Here is a 22890-nt window from a genome sequence, read left to right as displayed (position 1 = left end):
TGGCCTTTTCCGCCCAGGGCCTGGCAAGGAGCGCTCAACGCAGGCGATGAGTGCTGTGGATCGCACTTGAAAGTCGTGGCACTCGTCATGCAATGTTCCTTCGGGACGGATTGACGAGGAGAAGACCCATGACCCGCACGACGGGCCACGCCATGCGGGGTCTACTGCTCGCGACCTTGATGCTCATCGCGCCAGGCCTGGCCAGGGCCGACTGGCTGCGGGCCGAGAGCGAGCATTTCGAGGTCTATGGCCAGAACGAGAAGGCACTACGCGAATACACCACCATGCTGGAGGATTTTGACTCCCTCCTGCGGCGGTTGCATGGGCGACCAAAGGATGAAACGCCGCTGCGCAAGCTGCCGGTCTATCTCGTCCAGAACAACAAGCAGTTGCGACGGGTTTGGCCCGGTGCCTCGGATCAGATCGGGGGCGTCTATTTCTCCAGCGTCGCCGAGGTGTTTGTCGTCGCAGTCCCCGACGGCGATGCCGAGTCGAGTGACCAAAGCCTGGGAGACGACACGATCTTCCATGAGTACGTGCATCACTTCATGCTGCAGTACTATGCCAACGCTTATCCAGCCTGGCTGATCGAGGGCTATGCCGAATACTATATGACGGCAGACCTCAGGAACCGCAGGCTGGTGGTTGGCGGCGCCAATCTGGGACGGGCCTATTCCCTGACCCAGCCGGGCGGCTGGATCGCCATGTCGGACGTCCTGACCAAGCGCCCCTTCGAGTTGAAAAAGGGCGATGTGGCAGCCTTCTACGCCCAGTCATGGCTGCTGACCCACTATATCCTCTCCGACCCTGAGCGCAGGGCCCGGCTGTCGCCCTATCTGGAAGCGCTGCGCGCCGGTGAAGAGCCTGTGGCGGCCTGGAAGAAGATCTATGGCGATGACATCAAGGGCCTGACGGGCAAGTTGAGGGCCTATCTGGACCGCCCCCTGGTCGGCGGCATGCTGCCGCGCCAGGCGGCGCTGGACGTCGCCATGTCCATCGAGCGCCTGCCAGCCTCGGCCAATGACCTGCTGCTTGAAAACCAGCGCCTGAAGCTGGGGGGCGAGAGCCCCGCGCCGGCCGCCTTGCTGGCCGATGTCCGGGCTGTCGCAAAGGCCCACCCGCAGGACCGCTTCGCCCAGATCGTCCTGGCGCGTGCGGAGACGCTCTATGGCGATCGATCGGCGGGTGACGCGGTTCTGGAGCAGTTGCTCAAGGCCAATCGCGACGACGAAGAGTGCCTGATCCTGCTGGGCGAAAGCCGCCTTCGCGCGGACAACGCCGATCCTGCGATCCGTGCGGGAAATTTCGACGAGGCACGCAAGCTGTTCGCCCGGGCCTTCAAGGTGAATCCGAACAATCCCCTGACCCTGCACGGCTATGCCGATGCGCGCAGCGCAACGGGACCGGTGGATGACAACCTCCTCGAAATTCGGCTGAAATCCGTAATGATCGCGCCTCAGGTCGGCCATTTCCGAATGGATGCGGCCAGGGCGGCGATTGCCGTCAAGGACACCGACACGGCCCGCCTGATCCTTCGGCCGCTGGCCGGGAATCCGCACGGCGGGGACGAGTCGCTGGCGGCCGTGGCGCTGCTCAAGGAGATCGACGCCGCCGACGCCAAGACGCCCTGAGGCGGGACTTTCGAAAGGGGACGCACTGAAGCCTCTTCCGGACGCGGCGCGACAAGGCCGGGGCCCGATCCCTCTGTCTTTGGAAGCGGGAAAGGTCGTCCATACCTGGTCCGGATCAGGTATGGATTCACCAAAAAAAGCAGTAAATTCAGCGAAAAGCTGGCCCGCTCTTTTCTTGCGCTCTAACATCACAGAGCGCCTAGGCAAGGCGGGCGCGAAGTTCAACTCGCTACCCCCTCAAACCCCTTCAATCTCCCGCGTCGCCGCCTCGCGCAGCGTCTCCTCGGTCCAGCCGGCCAAACTCTTCCCCGCCAGTTCCGCGGCCAGGGCCGCGCGGGCGTGGACGACGGGATCGACGCGGACCATGAGTTGGCCGGAATAGGGTTTTTCGGGCGTCTTGCCGGCCTTGGCGCAGGTGGCGATGTAGTCGGCGACGGCGTCGTGGAAGGCCGCTTTGAGGCCGCTGACGGTGTCGGCGTGGAAGCCGATGATGTCGTTGATCCCGGCCAGGCGACCGACGAAGATCTCGTCGTCTTCGTCGAAGGCGACGCGGGCCATGTAGCCGTTGTGCTTCAGAACATTCATGGCTTCACTCCAATCGCCACAAGGAAGGCCCGGGCGTCCTTGACCTGATACCGCTTGGCTTCCTTGTCCGGGTGCGGCCTGTGGAAGCGGGCGATGACACCCTTGCACTCGAACCGAACGGCCGACCCCGAGCCTTCAATGACCCGCGCGCCGGCGCTGACCAGCAGACTTTCAATGTCGGCCCAGGCGATGGTCGGCGAGACCGGATCGGCGAAAACAGTCGCCAGAGTCTTTTCTTGCTTGCTGTTCATGCAAGCAGATCGAATATGATTGCAAAATCCGCAAGCGTCAAGTGGCGGCTCCTCTTGCCTCAAAGTGATGGCTCGCCCAAAAGATTTATCGAAGATTTTGATCGCGCAAGGATTGCTTTTGCGGCGTGTATCCCCTCACGCTTCCAAAGCTAGGGAAACCCCCGCTATCCCCATTCTCGAACGGGAATTGAAGCACCCCGACCCCAGCGAATTCAACGCCCTGATCCCCCACCCACCGTCACGATCAAAAATCGACGCACACCCCCTCAAACCTGCCGCATAGTTCTCCTCGCCCCGCCACGGGGGAGGCCGTCCAGCTGGCGACCTGACGGGTGGTGGGGAGGGTCGAGCGGGAAGCGTCCCGGCGACTGTCGCGAAGGGCCCCGGGGCCTGGTTGCGAGGCGAGGTCTGTCCCTCCAGGGAAGGCGAGCGTCTTGTGCCGGGGAAGGGATCAGTCCCCGAGCGGCGGACCGTCGGAAACGCCCCAGGTCCGGGCTGAAATCGCCTGGACGGTCCGGGGAGCGCCATCTCCCCGCCCGCCGGAGGCCTCTTTTGGAAGCGGGTTAAAACCCCGCGCCCCGAAGGCTTTCGTCCACCGATCCTGCGGAGCGCTCCGGCCTAGGCCGAAACGGTACTCCACTACAAACACACTTCCGGGCCTGGCCCGGACGCTCCGCCGCCTCCCCACGCTCGCCGGCTCCAAACCGGCGACGGCGCGAACCTGTGTCTGCCGCGTCTTCTGCCGCCCATTGCCGCCGTAACGATTTGCCCGCTTCTGCCAGTCCTGGAGCCTGTCCTGTGCGCGGGCGCCCGCTTTCGGGGACTGTCCACATAACAATGTGCGACAAAATGACCGAAAAGCACTGCGGGTAAGGACTTCGGAAACGGGTCGCGTGGACCAATGGGCGGGTCTTCTGGGACGGGCGTATGAACCGCAACAATATCGAGCTGAAAATCTTCGGCCTGATCGTGGGCATGGCGGCGGTCATGGTCCTGCTGGCGGCTGGGCTGCTGGTCACGGCCGCGCGGCAGGCCGACCTGCGCGAGCGGCAGTACGAGCAGACCATGGTCAGCAACGGCCTGATTCAGCGCGGCAAGGAAGTTCAGACGGCCCTCAACCCCTATGTCATCTGGGACGAGGCGATCCACAAACTGGACAACGACTTCGACCTGGGCTGGGCCAGCCAGAACGTCGGCGCGTCGGTGGGCGGGGCGCTGGGCTATAATGCTGTCTTCGTGCTCGATGCCGACAACAGGCCCATCTACGGCTATCTGAACGGCACTGACGTGTCGGTCCAGGCTTTTGACGCCTATGCCGCCCAGACCCAGCACCTGATCGACGAGGTTCGGGCCATCGAGCAGGACCCCGCCAAGGTCGCCGCCCTGCGGGCCGTTCACAAGGGGCGGGTGGAACTGATCGGCACAGAGCCGGTGATGATCACCGTCTCGCTGGTGCGGCCCGATCTGAAGGCCCGGACGCGCGGCGAGCGCGCGCCGCTGATCGTCTCGGGCATGCCCGTGGCCAAAAGCGTGGTGAAGGCCTTCTCTGAACGCTTCCTGCTGAAGGATACGCGCATCGAGATCGTGCCGGCCGAGCAGATCAAGGGCGAGAACGCCCAGACCCTGCTGGGCAGGGCGCCTGACGGTCGCGGCATCGTGTTGCGCTGGAGCCCGCGTCGGCCGGGCGCCGAGCTGTTGCGCCAGGCCAGTCCTTTTCTGGGGCTTGCCGTGCTGGTCGCCGGGTTCGGCGCGCTGATACTGTTTCGGATCACGCGTCGGGCCGCCAAGAAGCTGCTGCTCAGTGAGGCCGAGGCCAAGCACCTGGCCTTGCACGACCCGCTGACGGGCCTGGCCAATCGCACCCTGTTCACCGACCGCCTGGTTCACGCCCATGCCCTGCTGCGGCGCAAGCCGGGCTATCTGGGCGTGCTGTGCATCGATCTGGACCGCTTCAAGGAGGTCAATGACAGCTATGGCCATGACGCCGGCGATCAGGTGATCCGCGAGGTCGCCCGCCGCCTGACAGCCATCTGCCGCGAGACCGACACCATCTGCCGGCTGGGCGGCGACGAGTTCGCCATCATCCAGCCCGACACCACGCCCCAGGGCAGCGCCAGCCTGGCCCAGCGTGTGGTCGAGGGCCTGTCGGGCGAGCTGGACCTGGGCGTGGGCCGGGCCGAACTGTCGTGCTCGGTGGGCGTGGCTGTGGTCTCTGATGCCGAGCAGGGGCAGGCCGAGATGCTGCGCCAGGCCGACGTGGCCCTCTATCGCGCCAAGGAGGGCGGACGAGGCCGGTTCTGTTTCTTCGAGCCCGAGATGGACGCCGCCCTGCGCCTGCGCAAAGGGCTGGAGCGCGACCTGCGACAGGCCCTGGAGCAGGATCGCCTGACCGTTGCTTACCAGCCGCTGACCGATGCGCGCGGCGTCATCGTGGGGGTCGAGGCCCTGGCCCGCTGGCATGATCCCGAACGTGGCGACATCGCGCCAGGCATCTTCATCCCCCTGGCCGAGTCGACGGGCCTGATCTCCGAGATCGGTCGCTGCGTCTTCCGCCGCGCCTGCCATGACAGCCTTCGCTGGCCGGGACTGGAGGTCTCGGTCAATGTCTCGGCCCTGCAACTGAGCGCCAACGGCTTCGTCGACGAGATCGAGGCGATCCTGCTGGAGACCGGGGCCAAGGCCTCGCGCTTCGTGCTTGAGATCACCGAGACCGTCCTGCTCAAGGACAGTGACGGGGTTCGTGACGCCCTTCGGCACATCAAGCGGTTGGGCTTCCGCCTGGCGCTGGACGATTTTGGCGCCGGCTATGCCAGCCTGGCCTATCTGCGCCGTCACCCTATCGACAAGCTGAAGATCGACCGCTCGTTCGTTTCCAGCCTGGCCGAGGGCGAGACCACGTCGGTGGCGGGGGCGATCATCGGCCTGGCCAGGTCGCTGGGCCTGAAGACCACGGCCGAGGGCGTGGAAACCCAGGCGCAGTTCGACGCCCTGGTGAAGATGGGCTGCGGCGAGTTCCAGGGCTATCTGCTGGGTCGCCCCATGCCTGCCGACGCGATCGCTGACGCCTGCGAGGCCCGCGCCGCCCTGGCCCGCGAACCGGCCGGCGGCAAGCGCACCCGGCGCTAGAGCGGGTTGCGATCTGATGGAATCAGATCACCCGCTCTAGTCTTTTGTTTTCACGCGCGTTTCGTCCCGAAAACCGGTTCCCACTTTTCGGAACGCGCTCTAAGGCCCCGTCACAACAGAGGGCTGGCCAACCGCTGGTTTCCCGCCGATGCTGCCCCCAACGGAGGCGATGACCTCCGAGCCTCGGGAGGGATCGACATGGATAGGAACGGCGTCAGCCGGCGTGCGCTGGCGGCCCTCGCCCTGGGCGGGGCAGGCCTTGGTCTTTCAGCCTGCGATGCAAAACCCCAGACCGACCTGATCCCGAAATCGAGGCAGTTTCCCAAGGACTTCGTCTGGGGCGTGGCCTCGGCGGCCTTCCAGACCGAAGGGGCCCAGACCGCCGACGGGCGCGGGCCCAGCGTCTGGGACGGCTTTGAAAAGCTGCCCGGCAAGGTGGTCGACGGCACCGACGCCACGGTCGCCACCGACAGCTATCGCCGCTATGCCGACGATATCGACCTGATCGCCGGGGCGGGCCTTGACGCCTACCGCTTCTCGATCAGCTGGTCGCGGGTGTTGCCGACCGGGGCAGGGCCGATCAATCCCGCCGGGCTGGATCACTATTCGCGCATGGTCGACGCCCTGCTGGCCAAGGGTGTGACGCCCTATGCCACCCTGTTTCACTGGGACCTGCCGCAGGGCCTGCAGGACAAGGGCGGCTGGACCAACCGCGACACCGCCCTGCGCCTGGCCGACTACGCCCAGGCGGTGGTCCAGCGTCTGGGAGACCGGCTCAAGCGCTACATCGTTCTGAACGAGGCGGCGGTGCATGCGGTGTTTGGCCATGTGCTGGGCGAGCATGCGCCGGGGCTAAAGGATATCAACCTGCTGGGGCCGACCATCCACCACATGAACCTGGGTCAGGGTCTGGCCATGCAGGCGCTGAGGGCGGGTCACAGTGACCTGTCGGTCGGCACCACCATGGCCCTGCAACCCTGTCGCCCTGCGGGGGGCTCGCTGGCCTTCTGGAACCGGCTGGCGGCTGACGGCCTGGACGAGCTGTGGAACCGCGCCTGGCTGGATCCTCTGTTCAAGGGCGTCTATCCCAAGGCCATGGACGATCTGCTCAAGGGCGGCGTCGTTCGCGACGGCGACCTGGCCACCATCCGCCAGCCGGTCGATTTCCTGGGGGTGAACTACTATGCCCCGGCCTATGTGCGGCTGGACCTGTCCTCGCCCAGCAAGATCGCCCCGGCCAATCCGCCCAAGGGCGCAGAGCTGGACGCCTTTGGCCGCCATATCGACCCCTCAGGCCTGTTCGAGGTGCTGGAGCGCGTTCGCACCGCCTATGGCGCCCCGCCGGTTCTGATCACCGAAAACGGCGCTTCGGACCCCTTCAGCCGGGGCCCGGCGATCCTCGACGACCAGTTCCGTATCACCTATCTGCGCCGCCATCTGGAGGCGGTGCTGGCCGCCCGCGAGGCCGGCTCGAAGATCGGCGGCTATTTCGCCTGGACCCTGCTGGACAATTTCGAATGGGCCCTGGGCTATACGTCCAAGTTCGGCCTGGTGGCGCACGACCGCGTCAGCGGGGTGCGCACGCCCAAGGCCTCCTACGCCTGGTTCAAGGCGCTGGCGGCGAGCGGTGCGTTGCCAGCAGCCAAGCCGTAAGGCTTTAGTCTGGCTTGCAGATCAGCACGGCCTTGCCGCCCCGCCTGCCGGGTTCAAGGCGGCCGGCGCAGGGCTTGGGGTCGAGCGGGTCGATGATCGTTTCGACGGCCTTGGTCAGTGGCGCAGCCTGGGCGACAGGTGCGGGGGCCGGTGCGGGTGTTTCGACTGGCGCGGGCTGGGCGGCCTCGGCCACAGGTTCGGGGGCAGGGGCCGGCGTGGCGGCTTCAGGCACCGGCGCCTCGGTCGGCGCTGCGTCCGGAGCAGGGGTCTCGACCGGCTTGGCAGCGTTATAGATCAGGGCCCTGCCCAGGATGTTGGAGCGCTTTTCCAGCGCCTTGGCGCGGGTCTCGCAGTCGTTGGGCGGCGACCAGCTCATCCACACCTGGGCCAGGCGGGCCTTGTTGGCGATGTCGGCGCCGGCCCAGACCGAGCGGCCCTTGTTGATCGAGACGCGGCCATATTCGGCGATAGGGCGGGGGCTGGCCTTTTCGGCGGCGGTGATCGCGGCGGTGAAGGTCTTCAGGTCCCCCCGGGCCAGAGTGCGTATTTCAGAATAGGACTTCAGCGAAGCCTCGACGCCGTCGGGACCGGGGAAGGCCTTCTCGATGCGGGTCACCTCGGGCATCACCTGATCGTACAGCTCGACATAGCCGCCCAGCGCGCCATAGCACCACGACACATAGCCGTAATCATCGGTCGGCGCCGCCGAGGGGGACGCAGTGTTCGGGACCTGGCCCATCATGGCCAGGGCGAGGAGGAGGGAGATCCCCATACGGTCGGGCGTCCTTCTTGGAATAAGATCGGGCTCTGATTAGAGCATTTCGCGGCGGAATGGGACCACAGCGTGGCGCCGCTCCATGGCGATGTGGCCCGATAACGGCCGATGCCCTGAAAAGCTCCACCATGAATTACAGTTCATTCGTACGCTCCCAGGGTGGGGCGCGCCGGGGAATATGCTAGAAAGCCCCGAGGGCGTCATCCGTGCGGCTTGGCCGCGCGTATCTCTCCTGACGTTACTTCGCCATCACTCCGCCACGCTTCTGGGCTTCACCCGATCCAATGACCTTCTGGCGCAACATCGCAAGCATCGCCGCGCGCCGGCTGGACCTGGCGGAATGCCCGGACTGTCCTGCTGGTCTGCCGGGCGAGGACCCGGCGTTTTCGACGGCCGTGACCGCCCTGGGTGCCAAGCTGGCCCGGGCCGACGGCCGCGCCGATGGCCACGAGTTCGCCGCCTTCGCCGAGGTGTTCCAGCCCGATCCGGCCTCGGAAGACAACATCCACCGGCTCTACGACCTGGCGCGCCAGACCACGCATGGCTTTGAAAGCTACGCCAAGCGCCTGGCCAAACGCTATCGCACCTGCCCGCAGATCCTGGAGGACGTGGTCGATGGCCTGTTCCACATCGCCAAGGCTGACGGCGTGGTGACCCAGGACGAGCTGGACTATCTGGAGCGGGTCGCCGACCTGTTTGGCCTCTCGCCCCTGGCCTTCCGCCGCCTGCGCGCCGTGCACCTGAGGGCCGGCGCCGATGATCCGTACATGATCCTGGAGGTCCCGGCCGACGCCGACGACGCGACCGTGCGCAGCGCCTGGAAGGCGGCACTGTCTTCGGCCCACCCCGACAGGGCTCGTGCTCGGGGCCTTCCAGCCGAGTTCATCGAGGTGGCCGAGGCCAAGGCCGCCGCCATCAATGCAGCCTTCACCGCCGTGATGCGCGAGCGCCGCGATCTGGGCCTGGTGGCTGTTGGATAAACCGGGCGTCTGGGCTGGGCACCCGATTTGGGGCGAGACCCCATCTCGCGCACGAAATGGGCTTTTCAGATTCATGCGACGGGTGTTCAGTTGACGTTCAGCCCTTGTGACCCAATCTGAGTGAGCTTGAGCTGATTTGCGGCCTTCGCGCCGGGAGAGGACGACGATGGACGCGCGTTCGACATCGATGGCCGGAGCTTCGGCCCTCCGCAGCCTCGCCTGGCTGGCCGGTGCCCTGGCGACCTCGGCCGCCGTGGTCATCGGCTCGATCCTGGCCGTTGTGTTCGCCGCCACAGTGGTGGTGATCGGCTTCATGGGCAGCGCACTGTTTGGCCTGGTCGCCCTGGCCATGCGGGCCCGCCGCACGGTCAAGGCCAAGACCGGCGATCCCTCACTGATCGAGGCGCGCAATGTCGGCGGCCATTCCTGGGTCGCCTATGGCTGGAACGACCGGCCCTAACGTCTTTCGACGATCCACGCGCCTTCCCTAACGTCGCCCTTGCGGCGCACGTCGCCGTGGTCGATGTTGCATTCAAACAATTGTTGGGAGGCGAGCATGATTGGTGTCGTTGCGACCTTGAAGGTCCAGGTCGACAAGGCGTCCGAGTTCGAGGCGGTGTTCCTCGATCTTGCCGCCAAGGTGAAGGCCAATGAGGCCGGTTGCCTGATGTACCAGCTCACCAAATCCAAGACGGAGGCCGGGACCTACAAGGTGCTGGAACTCTACGCCTCGATGGACGACCTCAAGGCCCATGGCGGCACCGACTATTTCAAGGCCGGCGGCGCGGCGATGGGGCCGTTCATGGCCGGTCGTCCCGAGATCGAATATCTGGACGCGGTGGAGTAGGACCTATGGATCTCGCCTTTTCCGCCGAAGATCTGGCCTTCCAGCAGGACGTTCGCGACTGGATCGCCTCGGCCTATGACGACGACCTGCGCAAGCAGATGAGCCAGTCCAAGAACGGCTACCTGGACAAGGCCGGCCAGGTGAAATGGCAAAAGAAGCTGGCCGAACGCGGCTGGGCTGCGCCCGACTGGCCGGTGGAATGGGGCGGCTGCGACTTCACCGCTTCGCAGCGCTATATCTTCAACATGGAGCTGAGCCTGGCCGGGACGCCCAATCCTTCGCCCATGGGGCTGAAGATGTGCGCCCCGGTCATTCTGGCGTTCGGCACCGAGGAGCAGAAGAAGCAGCATCTGCCGCCGATCCTGTCGTCCGACATCTGGTGGTGCCAGGGCTATTCGGAGCCCGGCTCGGGCTCGGACCTCGCCTCGCTGCAGATGAAGGCCGAGCGGGACGGCGACGACTATGTGCTGAACGGCTCGAAGATCTGGACCACCCAGGCCCAGTGGGCCGACTGGATGTTCTGCCTGGTGCGCACGTCCAACGAAGGCAAGCCGCAGAGCGGCATCAGCTTCCTGCTGCTGCGCATGGACAGCCCCGGTATCCAGATCAAGCCGCTGCCCACCCTGGATGGTCCTGCCGAGGGCGAGCAGGAGATCAATCAGGTCTTCTTCGACAACGTGCGCGTGCCGATCTCCAACCGCATCGGCGAAGAGAACAAGGGCTGGACCTACGCCAAGTACCTGCTGGAATTCGAGCGCGGCAACGCCTATGCGCCGGGCCTGATGAACATGATCAAGAAGGTCAAGCGCATCGCGGCCCTTGAACGGGCCGATGATGGTGGCCGCCTGATCGATGACCCCGACTTCCGCAGCAAGATCGCCAATATGGAGATCTCGGTTCAGGCGCTGAACGCGGCCGAACTGCGCATCTTCTCGGGTCGCAGCGCCGGCAAGGCCGTGGGCCCTGTCTCGTCCATGCTGAAATGTGTGGGCTCCGAAGCCCAGCAGGCGATCACCGAACTGACCCTGGAGGCGGTCGGAACCTATGCCGCGCCGTTCGTGCGTGACACCTGGACCCCGACCAATGAGGGCCGGGCCGGACCCGACTACGCCGCCCCTGCCGCGCCCTCGTACTTCAGCTACCGCAAGGCCTCGATCTATGCCGGGTCCAACGAGATCCAGCGCAACATCATGGCCAAGATGGTGCTTGGACTCTAGCGCCCGGGACCCTTGCGACCTGGACCCTTGTGCCCGGGCCATGTCCTGGCTGGCGCAAGGGTCTGCCGCCTTACGAGATACAGCGTCGGTTGCAGTTTTTCTGCATCGTCCACAATCGCAACCCGCTTCATAGTTCCCCCAACACCGACCCTTTCCGGAAGCGCCCCCCTATGGCTCTCGACGCCCTCTTCAAGCCTTTTGAATTCAAGTCCCTGAAGCTGCCCAACCGCGTAGTGATGGCACCCATGACCCGGTCGTTCTCGCCAGGCGGCGTGCCGACGGATGACGTTGCGGCCTACTACCGCCGCCGCGCCGAAAACCAGGTCGGCCTGATCATCACCGAAGGCACGGGCGTGGCCCGCGACGCTTCACTGAACGACGCCAATGTTCCCCGCTTTCACGGCGAGAAGGAACTGGCGGCCTGGAAGAAGGTGGTCGACGAGGTTCACGCCGCCGGTGGTCTGATCGCCCCGCAGCTTTGGCATGTGGGCGCCGCCAAGGGTAAGGACGTTCTGGGCAAGATCGACAGCCCCTCGGGCCTGTCCAAGAAGGGCGGCAATCCCTTCACCGAACCGATGACCGACTCCGAGGTCGCCGACACCATCGCCGCCTTCGCCGACGCAGCCCGCAACGCCAAGCTGCTGGGCTTCGACTCGATCGAACTGCACGGCGCCCATGGCTATCTGATCGACCAGTTCTTCTGGGAGGGCACCAATGTGCGCGGCGACGCTTTTGGCGGCCCGACCATCGGTGAACGCAGCACCTTCGCCGCCGAGATCCTGAAGGCAGTCCGCGCCGCCGTCGGACCCGACTATCCGGTGATCATCCGCCTGTCGCAGTGGAAGCAGCAGGACTACACGGTGAAGAACGCCGAGACGCCCAAGGACCTGGAAGCCTGGCTCCAGCCCCTGGCCGATGCCGGCGCTGACATCTTCCACTGCTCGCAGCGCCGCTTCTGGGAGCCGGAGTTCGAGGGCAGCGACCTGAACTTCGCCGGCTGGGCCAAGAAACTGACCGGTGCCCCGACCATCACCGTCGGCTCGGTGGGCCTGTCGGGCGAGTTCATCGCGGCGTTCGGCGGCGAGGGCAGCCAGCCTGCCTCCATTGACGGTCTGCTTGAGCGTCTCGAGCGCGGCGAATTCGATCTGGTCGGCGTCGGCCGCGCCCTGCTGCAGGACCCCGAATGGGTCGTGAAGATCCGCGATGGCCGCAACGACGAACTGAAGAGCTTCGAGCGCGAGGCGCTCGGGGTCCTCTACTAGAGCGCGTTCCGAAAAGTGGGAACCGGTTTTCGGAATGAAACGCGCGCGAAAACAAAAGACTAGAGCGGGCGATCTGATTCCATCAGATCGCAACCCGCTCTAGGGTCGATACCCCCTGTTCCGGGGCTGTCCTGCTGGGCAGCCTTGGAACAGGGTTCGGGCCTACGGGCCCGCCGCGATCAAGCCGCGCCCGAGGGAGGCGCGTCATGACCCTGTTGCCCTATTTGGCCGGACTGTTTGGCCTGTCGGCTCTTGTCCTGCTGGTGGTGGGATCGGTGCTGCGGGACTGAGGCGTTTGCGCCTTCAGCCGTTGAAGTTCAGCTTCAATCCCGGCCTGGGCCAGCGCGCCTTGTAGAGCTTGCCGGTGCCTGAGGCGGTGATCCAGGCATCGCGCATGTCGGCCCCGCCAAAGCAGATGTTGGTGACGATCACGTCTGGCACGGCAAAGTGCTCGGTCGAGCCGTCCGTATCAAAGGCCGTGATCCCGCCATTGATGATGGTCGCCACACACACCTTGCCGCCCGCCTCGACCGCCAGGCTGTCGAGAAGCTGATAGCCCGGCAGGGAGCAGACCACGTTGCCGGGGGCGAACCCGGCCGCCGGTGCCAGTTCGCCGGGTGAGGCGATATCGAACGACCATAGTCGCCCCAGCGTGGTGTCGGCCATGTAGACGGTCTTCTCGTCGGGTGAGAGGCCCACCCCGTTGGGCGAGACGAAATGGTCGCGGGCTCGCACGATCTTCGAACCGTCGGGCAGGGCGTAGTACAGGGCGCCAAACTTGCGACCGTCGGGCGTGGAGCAGCCGTGGTCGGTGAACCAGAAGCCGCCCTGGCTGTCGAACACCAGGTCATTGGGGCCCACCAGCGGCTTGCCGTCGCATTGGGTGTAAAGTGTGGTCACCGCGCCGGTCGCGATGTCGATCCGCTGGATCAGGCCGCCCGTATGGCTGGGCGGGGTAGGGCCGGGCACATTGAGGCCGCCCATGTCGATGAACTGAAAGCTGCCGCCATTGTTGGTGACATACAGCGCGCCGTCCGGCCCGATGGCTGCGCCATTGGGGCCGCCGCCAGTGTCGGCCACCGTCTCGCGCCGGCCGTCAGGCGTGATCCGGCTGATCCTCTGCCCCTGGATCTCGGTCAGGATCACCGAGCCGTCGGCCATGGCCACGGGGCCTTCCGGAAACTGCAGTCCCTCGGCGACGAGTTCGATGTCCATGAGTCTCTCCCTGGTTCGCCTCTGACGGGCGAGTGAGGGGACTATAAACGGGCGTTTGAAAGGGGCTAGAGCGTTATTCGGCGAAGTGGATACCGGTTCGCCGCCGAAACAACGCGTCGAAACAAGAATCTAGAGCAAACGACATGATGCAATCATGGCGACCTTTGCTCTAGTCGCTAAACGTCAGCCACCGAAGCCCAGCAGAATGATCGCCGCCATGAACAAGACGAGGACGATGGCGCAAAACATCAGCAGGAAGAGGGTCCGCCACAGCGCCGAGAAGGTTGAAAGGCCATAGGCACCCTTCAGCTGCGCGAACATGTGAACGGGCGGTGCGACGATGGCGATCAGGATCACGAAGCTGCTCAGCCATGAGATCGTGCCCAAAAGGCTCAGCACCATACTCATCATCGCCATGAAGGTCAGCGAATACAGTACAAAGACGCCATGATCATAGAGCGTAAAACCGCGCTTCCACAGAAACAAGGCCGCCATGAACGGTATGGAAAGCGGCACTAAAAGAAACGAGTATTTGTAGAGGGTCTGCTGCAGTTTGTAGAGGGCGAGATCGGGGTTCGCCAACTTCTTGAGGATTTTCTTGTTTGTCTCTTTTCCACCAATGACCTGAATCTTGGTGTCGCCTTTGGTCACGGCGTCGCGCATGTGGGCTTGCCAGCTGCCAGGCGTCAGGCCATCCGGGCGCGGCCCGGCCGCCACCTCCATTTGCAGGCGGGTCACCCTGTTGCTGGCCTCAGCCAGATCATCGGCAGCCTCGTCCAGATCCAGTGTGGCCTTGGCCAGTAGTTCTTTTGCCAGCGGGGCTTCTGCTGGGCTGGCGGTCGCGACGTACTGCTGCGCCTTGGCGAAATCACTCTTGGCTTCGGTGACCGTTTCGTGGGCGGCGGCGACCGCCTCGCGGGCCGCCGTGTTGCTGTCGCTGATGGAGCCAATCTTGAAGGCCTTGTCGCCGCCAAAGCTCAGGATGAAGAACATCAGAAAGATCGTGAACAGGAACAGGCCCAGCGGCGAAACATATCGCGAGCGCTTGCCCTCCACCCAATCGCGCGTCAGCCGGCCCGGGTTGAGGAACAGCAGGGGCACGGTGCGCCAGATGCGCCCGTCGAAGTGCATCACCCCGTGCAGCAGTTCCTCGCCCAGATGCAGCAGCGAGCGGTGAACGTGGGTGGGCTGGCCACAGTGGGCGCAGAAATTTCCGCTGACGGGCTGGCCGCAATCCGTGCACGAACCGGCATGGGCTTCGCCCGCCTTGCCGGCCGGCTTTTCCAGTGCGCTGCTTACCAGTCCGCCGGTAACTGCGCCGCCGGCTGCATCCATGTCGACCATCAGTACGCCCTCGTCCCCGGCCCTCTTTGCCCCTAGCCAGTCAGGCCGTCAAAAGATTCGCCTCGCGCCCGGGCGTGCGGATCAAATTCTAGCGGCGCTCGAGCACACGGAAGATGAAAGAATGGTCATCGCCTTCGCCGGCGGGGTGTTCCTCGCGGCGCACCTGGGTCCAGACGCTCTCGTCGAACTGCGGGAAGGTCACGTCGCCCTCGACCGTCGCGTCCACCTCGGTGAGATAGAGGCGCTTGGCCTTGGGCAGGGCCATTTCGAAGAGGGCGCGGCCGCCGATCACACAGACCTCGTCAACCCCATCGTCTTCGGCCTGCTCCTTGGCCATCTGCACGGCCTCCAGAAAGCTCTCGCAGACCACGGCGTTGGTAGGCTCGAAACTGCCGTCGCGCGACAGCACGATGTTCGTGCGGCCAGGCAGCGGTTTTCTGGGCAGGCTGTCCCAGGTCTTGCGACCCATGATCACCGGCTTGCCCAGGGTGTTGGCCTTGAACAGGGCCAGGTCCGACTTCAGCCGCCACGGCAGGTCACCGTCACGGCCGATGACGCCGTTGGCGGCGCGGGCGACGACGAGGGAAAGAATGGGGGTCATGCCCCTTGCTTAGCGCCGCCCTGCAGCCGACGCCAGCCAAGAGACCTTGCTCGCCATCTGGACGTCGTTAACTTGCCGAAGGGGAGAAAACGACATGACCATATCAGCCTACGAGATGCACATGGCGCGCACCGGCGGCGTCGAGGTTCTGCAGGGGCGCAAGGTCGACCTGTCGCCGCCCGGGCCGGGCGAGGCGCGGGTCGCCATCGAGGCGTCGGGCGTGGCCTTCGCCGACATCGTCATGCGCACGGGGCTGTATCCCGGGGTCAAGGCTCCGGTGACGCCGGGCTATGACCTGGTCGGCCGGATCGAGGCGCTGGGGGCCGGGGTCGAGGGTTTTTTCGGTGGGGCAGCGCGTGGTCGCCCTGACGGTCACCGGCTCCTATGCCGACCGGCGCAATGTCGAGGCCCGATACCTGGTCGCTGCGCCAGAGAGTGTCGCCGCCGAAGTGCTGGTGGCCGGGGTGCTCAATGGCCTCACTGCCTGGCAGATGTTTCATCGCATCGCCTCGGCCCAGGCGGGCGAATGGGTGCTGGTGCATGGCGCGGCCGGCGGGGTCGGCGGACTGCTGCTCGACCTGGCCCGCCTGGCGGGTGTTCGGGCCATCGGCACGGCCTCGGCGGGCAAGCGCGCCGTGGTTGAGGCCAAGGGCGGGGTCTATATCGACTATCGTGCCGAACCGGTCGCCGAGCGTGCCCGGGTCCTTTCGGGCGGCGGCGTGGTCGCGGCCTTTGATCATGTCGGCGGACCGCACCTGAAAGCAGCCTCGATCGCCGCCCTGCGCGACGGAGGATCGGCAGTGCTCTATGGCGGCTATGACGCCACCAAGGGCGGCAAGTTGCGGCCGGCGGCCATGATCCGGATGCTGCTGGCGGATCGGCTGTCGGCGCTGAAACTGTTCGGGGCCAGCCAGGGCGTGGTCGGCTACAACGTCACCTCGTGGCGTGATGCCAGGCCGGAGGTCTATCGCGAGGATCTGGCGGCCGTGATGGCGCTGATCGCTGCGCGCCAGCTGGATCCGCAGATCGGCGCGACCTTCCCGCTGGCTCAGGCGGCCAAGGCGCAGGAGCTTTTGCAATCGGCCGGGGTGGCGGGGAAGATCGTTCTGCAGCCTTAGAGCGGGTTGCGATCTTATGGAATCAGATCGCAACCCGCTCTAGTCTTTTGTTTTCACGCGCGTTTCATTCCGAAAACCGGTTCCCACTTTTCGGAACGCACTCTAGGTCTGGCCGAACGGAACTATGATCTGTTGAGCACTGGCGCGGGCGATCAATTCGCCATCAGGGCGGAAGAAATCGGCTTCGACGTGGATGATCGACTTGGTCGTCGCCACGACCCGGCCCTCCAGACGCAGCGGTTGCGCGGTGCCCACGCGGATAAAGTCGATCTTCAGGTTGCTGGTTCGGAACATGGCGTCTGCCGGCGCCGCCGTCATGGCCGCAAAGGCCAGGATCTGGTCGGCGAGGGCTGCCAGATAGCCGCCAAACATCGAGCCGTCGCTGTTGAGCAGTTCCGGCGAAGGTCTCCAGGTCTTTCTGGCCCAACCCGGACCCCAGTCATCCAGTCCGCCCAGTTTCAGGGTCTCGACAACGGGCGGCAGGGCCGTGTCGCCGGCCTTCAGCTGATCGAGGCGATCGGTGGCCCAGGTCAGACCGAAACCTCGGCCTTGATGTGTGGGTGGGCCTCGTAGCCCGCCAGCGTGAAGTCCGCGTACTCGAACCCGAACAGGTCGCGCTTGTCAGCGATGGTCAGGGTGGGGAAGGGGAAGGGCTCACGGGTCAGTTGCTCGCGGGCCTGATCCAGATGGTTCAGATAGAGGTGCGCGTCGCCAAAAGTGTGGACGAATTCGCCGGGCTCCAGCCCCACCACCTTGGCGACCATCAGGGTCAGCAGGGCGTAGGACGCGATGTTGAACGGCACGCCCAGGAAGACATCGGCGCTGCGCTGATAGAGCTGGCAGCTCAGTTTTCCATCCGCAACGAAGAACTGGAACAGGCAGTGGCAGGGCGGCAGGGCCATGTCTTCGACATCGGCCGGGTTCCAGGCGGACACGATATGGCGGCGGCTGTTGGGATTGGTCTTCAGGCCCTCGACCAGATTGGCGATCTGGTCGATGGAGCCGCCGTTGGGCGTGGCCCACGACCGCCACTGCTTGCCATAGACCGGACCCAGGTCGCCGTTCTCGTCGGCCCACTCGTCCCAGATCTTGCAGCCGTTCTCCTGGAGCCAGCGCACATTGGTGTCGCCGCGCAGGAACCACAAAAGCTCAACGAAGATCGACCGCAGATGCAGCTTCTTGGTGGTCAGGACCGGAAAGCCCTTGGCCAGGTCAAAGCGGATCTGCCGGCCAAACACCCCCAGGGTGCCGGTGCCGGTGCGGTCGCCGCGCTGGACGCCGTTCTCGAGAATGTCGGCCAGCAGGTTCAGATACTGGCGCTCGGGATGATCGGCAGCGGCTTTGGGCTGATCTAGGACGGCGGTGTTCATGAGGACACATTGTGCGCGAATCATGGATTTGCACAGTGCGGCGCGGAGCTGCATCCACAGGCCAGCGGCTGTTTTCCATCGCGACCCGGAGTGATCAACCCTGACGGCCGTTCTGGGAATCAGCCCGCGAAGCCGCCTTCGTCCAGAAATGCCTGCTCGTCGGCCGTGGTCTCGCGACCCAGTTGCGGGTTGCGGTGCGGGAAGCGGCCAAACCTGGCGATGATGTCGCGGTGCTCTAGCGCCGAGGCCATCGTCCGTGGGTCGCCGCCGTCGCCTTGCAGGGCTGCGCACAGTTCCACGCAGAACGCCTGATCCTCCAGCGCCTCGGAGTGCTCGAACGGCAGGTAGAAGAACAGGCGCATCGTCGGGTCAGTCGCCTGGTCGTAACCGGCGGCGATGGCGGTACGGGCGAACATGCGGGCCAGCGGATCGGTGGCGAAGGCGTGCGCCGTGTTGCGATAGAGGTTTCGTGGAAACTGATCGAGCAGGATCATCAGGGCCAGGGCACCGTCGGGTGTCTCCATCCAGTGATCATAGCGGCGCTGGGCGGCGCGATAGTGGGTCTGCTCGAACTTCAGGGCGATCATGGAGTCGAAGGCCGCATCCTTGGCGAACCACTTGCGCGGGCCGGCCGAACGCCAGAAGCCGATGATATCGAGAGGGTGGGCGGGCATCCGAGACTCGTCGCTTCGTTCAAACGCGGTTCATGCAGGATGACCGATGTTGCTATCAAGGGACAAAGCCGGGGCCGTGCAAGGCCTCCTGGAGCAAGAGATGAAGCGTCTGATTTCGACCGCCATGGTCCTGTCGCTGCTGGGCGGCGCGGCGGCGGAAGCCGGGTCCGCCGGGGCGGTGGCCGCCCAGCGCGAGCAACAACAGGCCCGCCAGCCGGCGCCGCGCGAGGCGCGGGCCGACCGCGGAGATCGTGGTGACCGCGAGGGTGATCGCGGCGGCGGCCGGCAGAACGGCGCAGGCCAGAATGATCGTGGTGATCGTGGTGATCGTGGCGACCGCGGCGACCGCGGTGGTGGTGGAGGGCGTCCTGATTTTGGCGGCGGCCCTCGCCCCGCTCCGGTGCCGTCGCCCGCTCCCCAGGCTCCTGAGGCCCCGCAAGCCCCACAACCGCGTCCATCTGACGGGCGGGACTGGAACCGTGGTGATCGTGGTGATCGCGGCGGCCGTCCCGAGCAAGGGCGTCCGGGCGGCGACCGCAACGACAGCCGCAACGACAACCGGGGTGGCCAGGACTGGAACCGTGGCGACCGTGACCGCGACCGTGATGGACGGGGCAGAGATCGCAACAACGGCTGGGATCGTGGCGGCTGGAACTCCGGGGGCTGGGATCGCCGGCACGAGGATCGCGGCCGTCCCGGCTATGGCGGCCAGTACCGCGACCGCGACCACGGACGCTCCTATTATGACCAACGCTATTATCGGCCCAGCTTCCGGTCCTCGCAGCGGTTCCGGCTGGGAGCCTACCGCTATCCGCGCGGATGGTACGTGCGCAGCTGGACGTTCGGCGACTATCTCCCGGGCGGCTGGTACTCCAGCGCCTACTATCTGGACTGGTATCGCTATGGCCTGCCTCAGCCGCCGATCGGCTGCGAGTGGGTCCGGGTCGGCGACGATGCCATCCTGGTCGATGTCTGGTCTGGCCAGGTGTTGAGCGTCTACTACGATCTCTTCTGGTAGCCGTTTTCGCCTCAGAGCGTTCAAGGGCCCTTCCGCAGGAGGGGCCCTTTTGCGTCGTGATCCATGCGGCGATCCATGGACTTGGCGTGGCGCGAAAGCCCGTCACGCGCTAAAACCTTCGCTCGGTCGTTCGCAAGGGTTGCCAATGGCGCGCCGCGCCTTGACGAAACGGCAAAAAAACGCTCAAACGCCCGGCCTTTGTCGCTCCGCTGTTGCGCGGTGCGGCCAGATTGACCAGTCCTTGGAGAAAAAACATGCGCGTCTATTATGATCGCGACGCCGACCTCGCCCGCATCCTCGACAAGAAGATCGCGATCGTAGGCTATGGTTCGCAAGGTCACGCGCACGCTCTCAACCTCCGGGACTCGGGCGCCTCCAACGTCGCCGTCGCCCTGCGCGCCGGCTCGCCGACCGCCAAGAAGGCCGAGGGCGAGGGCCTGAAGGTCATGACCGTGGCCGAAGCCGCTGCCTGGGCCGACCTGATCATGATCCTGGCGCCCGACGAGCATCAGGCCGCGATCTACAAGAACGACATCGCCCCCAACATCCGTGACGGTGCGGCCCTGCTGTTCGCCCACGGCCTGAACGTTCACTTCGGTCTGATCGAGCCCAAGGACACCATCGACGTCCTGATGGTCGCCCCCAAGGGCCCGGGCCACACTGTGCGCGGCGAATATCAAAAGGGCGGCGGCGTGCCCTGCCTGATCGCCGTGCATCACAACGCCACCGGCAACGCCCACGATCTGGGCCTGGCCTATGCCAGCGCCATCGGCGGCGGCCGCTCGGGCATCATCGAGACCAACTTCCGCGAAGAGTGCGAGACCGACCTGTTCGGCGAACAGGCCGTTCTGTGCGGCGGTACGGTCGAACTGGTCCGCGCCGGCTTTGAAGTGCTGGTGGAAGCCGGCTATGCGCCGGAAATGGCCTATTTCGAGTGCCTGCACGAACTGAAGCTGATCGTCGACCTCATGTATGAAGGCGGCATCGCCAACATGAACTACTCGATCAGCAACACGGCCGAATATGGCGAATACGTCACCGGCCCGCGCATCATCACGCCGGAAACCAAGGCCGAGATGAAGCGCGTGCTGGAAGACATCCAGTCGGGCAAGTTCGTCCGCGACTTCATGCTGGAAAATCAGGTCGGTCAGCCCAGCTTCAAGGCGACCCGTCGCCGCGCGGCCGAGCACCAGATCGAGGAAGTCGGCGGCCGTCTGCGCGACATGATGCCGTGGATCGCCAAGAACAAGCTGGTCGACCAGGCCAAGAACTAAGCGTCGCACCGCGCTTTGCGACGACGAAGCCCTCGGCCTTTCAAGGCCGGGGGCTTTTTCATTTCAGGGTTGCGGTTCGCAGAGGACGCCCTGAATGTTGCCTCCGTCCCGCTTGGGGGACCGGAGGGAACGCCCGATGAAACGCCTGCTTGCCATCATGACCGCTTGCGCCTCCCTCGGCGCCGCCGCCCCGTCCATGGCCGCCGAGGTCGCCTACAAGCTGGATGAAGCCCATACCGAGACCATGTTTGTCATCGACCGGTTCGGCTTCAATTCGGTCATCGGTCTGTTCGCCAAGACCGAAGGCACGGTCTTCCTGGATGAAGCCGCGCCGGAAAAGTCACGGGTTGAGGCGACGGTCTATATCGACAGCCTGCTGTCGGCGCACCCCGGCCGCGACGAGCATTTGAAGGCTGCCCGCTGGCTCAATGCGCCGGGCTTTCCGACCGCGACCTTCAAGTCGACCAAGGTCGAGCTGACCAGCCCGACGACCGCCAAGGTGACGGGTGATCTGACCCTGCTGGGTGTCACCCAGACGACGGTCCTGGACGTGAAGTTGAACAAGATCGGTTCACCGCCCAACAGCCCTAAGCGTCAGGCCGGCTTCACCATCACCGGCGAGATCAGCCGCAAGGCCTTTGGCAGTGTCACCGGCGCCGGTGCCATCGGCGACAGCGTCGCCATCCGCATCGAGGCCCTGGGCATCGCGCAGTAGCCTAGAGCCAGTCTCCCAGTCCGCCCCAGGCCAGGGCCTTGTCCGCAAGGCTCTGCGCCGCGTGGGCCGGGCTGGAGGAGGGCAGGGCGATCAGGGTCAGGCGGTCGGCGACCGCCGCCAGCAGACGCTTGCCCAGCCTTGCCGCCGTTCCGCCATTAAAGGCCACGGCGCGTAGGGCGGGCAGGGTCTCGACCAGCGTCAGCAGGTCATTGGCGGCGGGGTTTAGGATGGCGGCGTCAAGGCTGCCGCGCCGCTCGGCCTCCGCCACCACGTCCCACAGCCCGACGCCATGGCGCAGCAGGGTGGCCAGGCGCTGGTCGTAGGGCAGGGAAACCAGCGCCTCGCCCAGTACACCCTCCAGCAGTCGCCAGAAGCCGTTGCGCGGATTGCCGTAGTATTCGCCGGCGGCCAGAGAGGCTTCGCCCGGCAGGCTGCCCAGGATCAGCAGGCGGGTGTTTTCGTCGACGACGGGCGGGAAGCCGTGCTTGCGCTCAGCGGCCATTGGGCGGGTCGTTCCGCAGCCAGCCGGTGACGGTCAGGCGCGGTGCGCCGGCATAGGGTGCCACCGGAGCCACCGAGTGAGCGCGGGGCACCTTGAACAGGGTCAGCACATTGAAGGCCGGAGCAAAGCCGCGCTCGACGTCACCGTTGGCGTCGTGGAACAGCAACTGACCGCCCCAGTCGGGCCGCCAGTGGCGGGTCAGGCCCAGGGTATAGGCCGCCAGGCGCTCGCCCACGCCGGTGTCGTCGTGCAGGGTCAGGAAGTCGGCTGGGCGGTACAGCGTGGCCTGGGCGTCGACCTTGGTGATCGTGGTCTCACCGGTTACAGCCGCCCCGAAGGCGATGAAATCGGGACTGTTCAGAAAGGCCGTCAGGGCGTGGACCGGGTGGCCCGGATCGCGGCCTGCCACATAGGCGTCGATCATCGGATAGCCGAGATAGACATAGGCAAAGCCGCTGCGGGCCTTCAGCGTGGCGGCGTGCAGCCGGGCGGTCACCGCGTCGGGGCCAAGCTCGGCTCGCCGAGCGCGACCGAGCACCTCGGCACCGCCGGCCTCGTTGGAGCAGATCACATCCCAGTCGAGGGTCTGTTCCAGGATGCCGGCCAGGCGGTCGACGACCGCCGGCTCGAACACCTCGGCGATGCGCACCAGCCCGTCACGGGCATAGGCCGGCGCAAAGTCCGCCGGATCCAGCGCCGGGTTGAGGCGAAGGACCGGCGCTTCGCTCATGC

The 22890-nt window shown here is 65.5% G+C and carries 22 protein-coding genes and 1 pseudogene; 12 read left to right on the top strand and 11 right to left on the bottom strand.

Translation table 11 applies throughout. From position 1 onward, the window contains the following. Positions 1-128 precede the first annotated feature (128 nt). Entirely contained in the window at positions 129-1631 is a 1503-nt protein-coding gene (locus tag ACW179_RS19830; RefSeq protein ID WP_492061336.1) for a DUF1570 domain-containing protein, read from the top strand. 237 nt (positions 1632-1868) lie between these two features. On the opposite strand, the gene ACW179_RS19825 is transcribed toward ACW179_RS19830, so the two are convergent. Together ACW179_RS19825 and ACW179_RS19820 are read right to left on the bottom strand one after the other, a co-directional pair. Next, positions 1869-2216 (bottom strand): type II toxin-antitoxin system HicB family antitoxin, encoded by a 348-nt coding sequence (locus ACW179_RS19825; RefSeq protein WP_492061334.1) that lies wholly within the window; start codon positions 2214-2216, stop codon positions 1869-1871. Then, positions 2213-2467 (bottom strand): type II toxin-antitoxin system HicA family toxin, encoded by a 255-nt coding sequence (locus ACW179_RS19820; RefSeq protein WP_492061332.1) that lies wholly within the window; start codon positions 2465-2467, stop codon positions 2213-2215. The genes ACW179_RS19825 and ACW179_RS19820 overlap by 4 nt, the downstream gene beginning before the upstream one ends. 927 nt (positions 2468-3394) lie before the next feature. On the opposite strand from ACW179_RS19820, the gene ACW179_RS19815 reads away from it, so the two are divergent. Continuing rightward, the gene (locus ACW179_RS19815) at positions 3395-5593 is read left to right on the top strand and encodes a bifunctional diguanylate cyclase/phosphodiesterase (protein ID WP_492061330.1); all 2199 of its coding nucleotides are present in this window, start codon (positions 3395-3397) and stop codon (positions 5591-5593) included. A gap of 198 nt (positions 5594-5791) precedes the next feature. Next, on the top strand, positions 5792-7246 hold the full coding sequence (locus ACW179_RS19810; protein WP_492061328.1) for a GH1 family beta-glucosidase: 1455 nt from the start codon (positions 5792-5794) through the stop codon (positions 7244-7246). Between the two features lie 4 nt (positions 7247-7250). On the opposite strand, the gene ACW179_RS19805 is transcribed toward ACW179_RS19810, so the two are convergent. Continuing rightward, a complete protein-coding gene (locus ACW179_RS19805) occupies positions 7251-8018 on the bottom strand; it encodes a hypothetical protein (RefSeq protein WP_492061326.1) in 768 nt (255 codons plus the stop codon). 287 nt (positions 8019-8305) lie between these two features. On the opposite strand from ACW179_RS19805, the gene ACW179_RS19800 reads away from it, so the two are divergent. The 5 genes from ACW179_RS19800 (at position 8306) to ACW179_RS19780 (ending at position 12327) form a co-directional block, all read left to right on the top strand. Then, positions 8306-9001 carry a TerB family tellurite resistance protein gene (locus tag ACW179_RS19800; RefSeq protein ID WP_492061324.1) on the top strand — a complete coding sequence of 232 codons (696 nt, stop codon included), beginning with the start codon at positions 8306-8308 and terminating at the stop codon, positions 8999-9001. A gap of 166 nt (positions 9002-9167) precedes the next feature. After that, positions 9168-9461 carry a hypothetical protein gene (locus ACW179_RS19795; RefSeq protein ID WP_492061322.1) on the top strand — a complete coding sequence of 98 codons (294 nt, stop codon included), beginning with the start codon at positions 9168-9170 and terminating at the stop codon, positions 9459-9461. A 96-nt stretch (positions 9462-9557) separates the two neighbouring features. Then, on the top strand, positions 9558-9848 hold the full coding sequence (locus tag ACW179_RS19790) for a putative quinol monooxygenase (protein ID WP_492061321.1): 291 nt from the start codon (positions 9558-9560) through the stop codon (positions 9846-9848). Between the two features lie 5 nt (positions 9849-9853). Further along, complete coding sequence (locus ACW179_RS19785) at positions 9854-11065, top strand: acyl-CoA dehydrogenase family protein (RefSeq protein ID WP_492061319.1); 1212 nt, start codon at positions 9854-9856, stop codon at positions 11063-11065. A gap of 170 nt (positions 11066-11235) precedes the next feature. Then, complete coding sequence (locus ACW179_RS19780; RefSeq protein WP_492061318.1) at positions 11236-12327, top strand: NADH:flavin oxidoreductase; 1092 nt, start codon at positions 11236-11238, stop codon at positions 12325-12327. A 303-nt stretch (positions 12328-12630) separates the two neighbouring features. On the opposite strand, the gene ACW179_RS19775 is transcribed toward ACW179_RS19780, so the two are convergent. The 3 genes from ACW179_RS19775 to ACW179_RS19765 all read right to left on the bottom strand — a co-directional run bounded on the left by ACW179_RS19775 (position 12631) and on the right by ACW179_RS19765 (position 15487). Then, positions 12631-13542 (bottom strand): SMP-30/gluconolactonase/LRE family protein, encoded by a 912-nt coding sequence (locus ACW179_RS19775; protein ID WP_492061317.1) that lies wholly within the window; start codon positions 13540-13542, stop codon positions 12631-12633. A gap of 183 nt (positions 13543-13725) precedes the next feature. Beyond that, on the bottom strand, positions 13726-14886 hold the full coding sequence (locus ACW179_RS19770) for a DUF3667 domain-containing protein (protein ID WP_492061315.1): 1161 nt from the start codon (positions 14884-14886) through the stop codon (positions 13726-13728). 88 nt (positions 14887-14974) lie between these two features. After that, on the bottom strand, positions 14975-15487 hold the full coding sequence (locus ACW179_RS19765; RefSeq protein ID WP_492061313.1) for a dihydrofolate reductase: 513 nt from the start codon (positions 15485-15487) through the stop codon (positions 14975-14977). Positions 15488-15581: 94 nt separating this feature from the next. Here ACW179_RS19765 and ACW179_RS19760 point away from each other — a divergent pair. Further along, positions 15582-16605 (top strand): annotated as a pseudogene (locus ACW179_RS19760) (zinc-binding dehydrogenase). Positions 16606-16707: 102 nt separating this feature from the next. Here the strand turns inward: ACW179_RS19760 and ACW179_RS19755 are convergent. The 3 genes from ACW179_RS19755 to ACW179_RS19745 form a co-directional block, all read right to left on the bottom strand. Beyond that, positions 16708-17052, bottom strand: a complete 345-nt coding sequence (locus ACW179_RS19755; protein WP_492064359.1) for a PaaI family thioesterase — start codon at positions 17050-17052, stop codon at positions 16708-16710. Between the two features lie 83 nt (positions 17053-17135). Next, the gene (locus ACW179_RS19750) at positions 17136-17975 is read right to left on the bottom strand and encodes a thymidylate synthase (protein ID WP_492061310.1); all 840 of its coding nucleotides are present in this window, start codon (positions 17973-17975) and stop codon (positions 17136-17138) included. A gap of 119 nt (positions 17976-18094) precedes the next feature. After that, positions 18095-18649, bottom strand: a complete 555-nt coding sequence (locus ACW179_RS19745) for a DUF924 family protein (RefSeq protein WP_492061308.1) — start codon at positions 18647-18649, stop codon at positions 18095-18097. A 100-nt stretch (positions 18650-18749) separates the two neighbouring features. On the opposite strand from ACW179_RS19745, the gene ACW179_RS19740 reads away from it, so the two are divergent. From ACW179_RS19740 to ACW179_RS19730, 3 genes are all read left to right on the top strand, one after another. Then, entirely contained in the window at positions 18750-19667 is a 918-nt protein-coding gene (locus tag ACW179_RS19740; protein ID WP_492061306.1) for an RcnB family protein, read from the top strand. Positions 19668-19921: 254 nt separating this feature from the next. Then, the gene (gene ilvC, locus ACW179_RS19735; RefSeq protein WP_492061304.1) at positions 19922-20941 is read left to right on the top strand and encodes a ketol-acid reductoisomerase; all 1020 of its coding nucleotides are present in this window, start codon (positions 19922-19924) and stop codon (positions 20939-20941) included. A gap of 136 nt (positions 20942-21077) precedes the next feature. Further along, the gene (locus ACW179_RS19730; RefSeq protein ID WP_492061301.1) at positions 21078-21656 is read left to right on the top strand and encodes a YceI family protein; all 579 of its coding nucleotides are present in this window, start codon (positions 21078-21080) and stop codon (positions 21654-21656) included. Position 21657: 1 nt separating this feature from the next. Here the strand turns inward: ACW179_RS19730 and ACW179_RS19725 are convergent, their stop codons facing one another. Next, positions 21658-22158 carry a DNA-deoxyinosine glycosylase gene (locus ACW179_RS19725; RefSeq protein ID WP_492061300.1) on the bottom strand — a complete coding sequence of 167 codons (501 nt, stop codon included), beginning with the start codon at positions 22156-22158 and terminating at the stop codon, positions 21658-21660. Then, entirely contained in the window at positions 22148-22888 is a 741-nt protein-coding gene (locus ACW179_RS19720; RefSeq protein ID WP_492061298.1) for a 2OG-Fe(II) oxygenase family protein, read from the bottom strand. Before ACW179_RS19720 ends, ACW179_RS19725 begins: the two co-directional genes overlap by 11 nt. Positions 22889-22890: the final 2 nt, after the last annotated feature.

It is taken from the genome of Caulobacter sp. AVps18, from assembly GCF_058681425.1.
The sequence above is the reverse complement of the archived record's forward strand: the minus strand, read 5'-3'. Positions and strand labels throughout refer to the sequence as shown.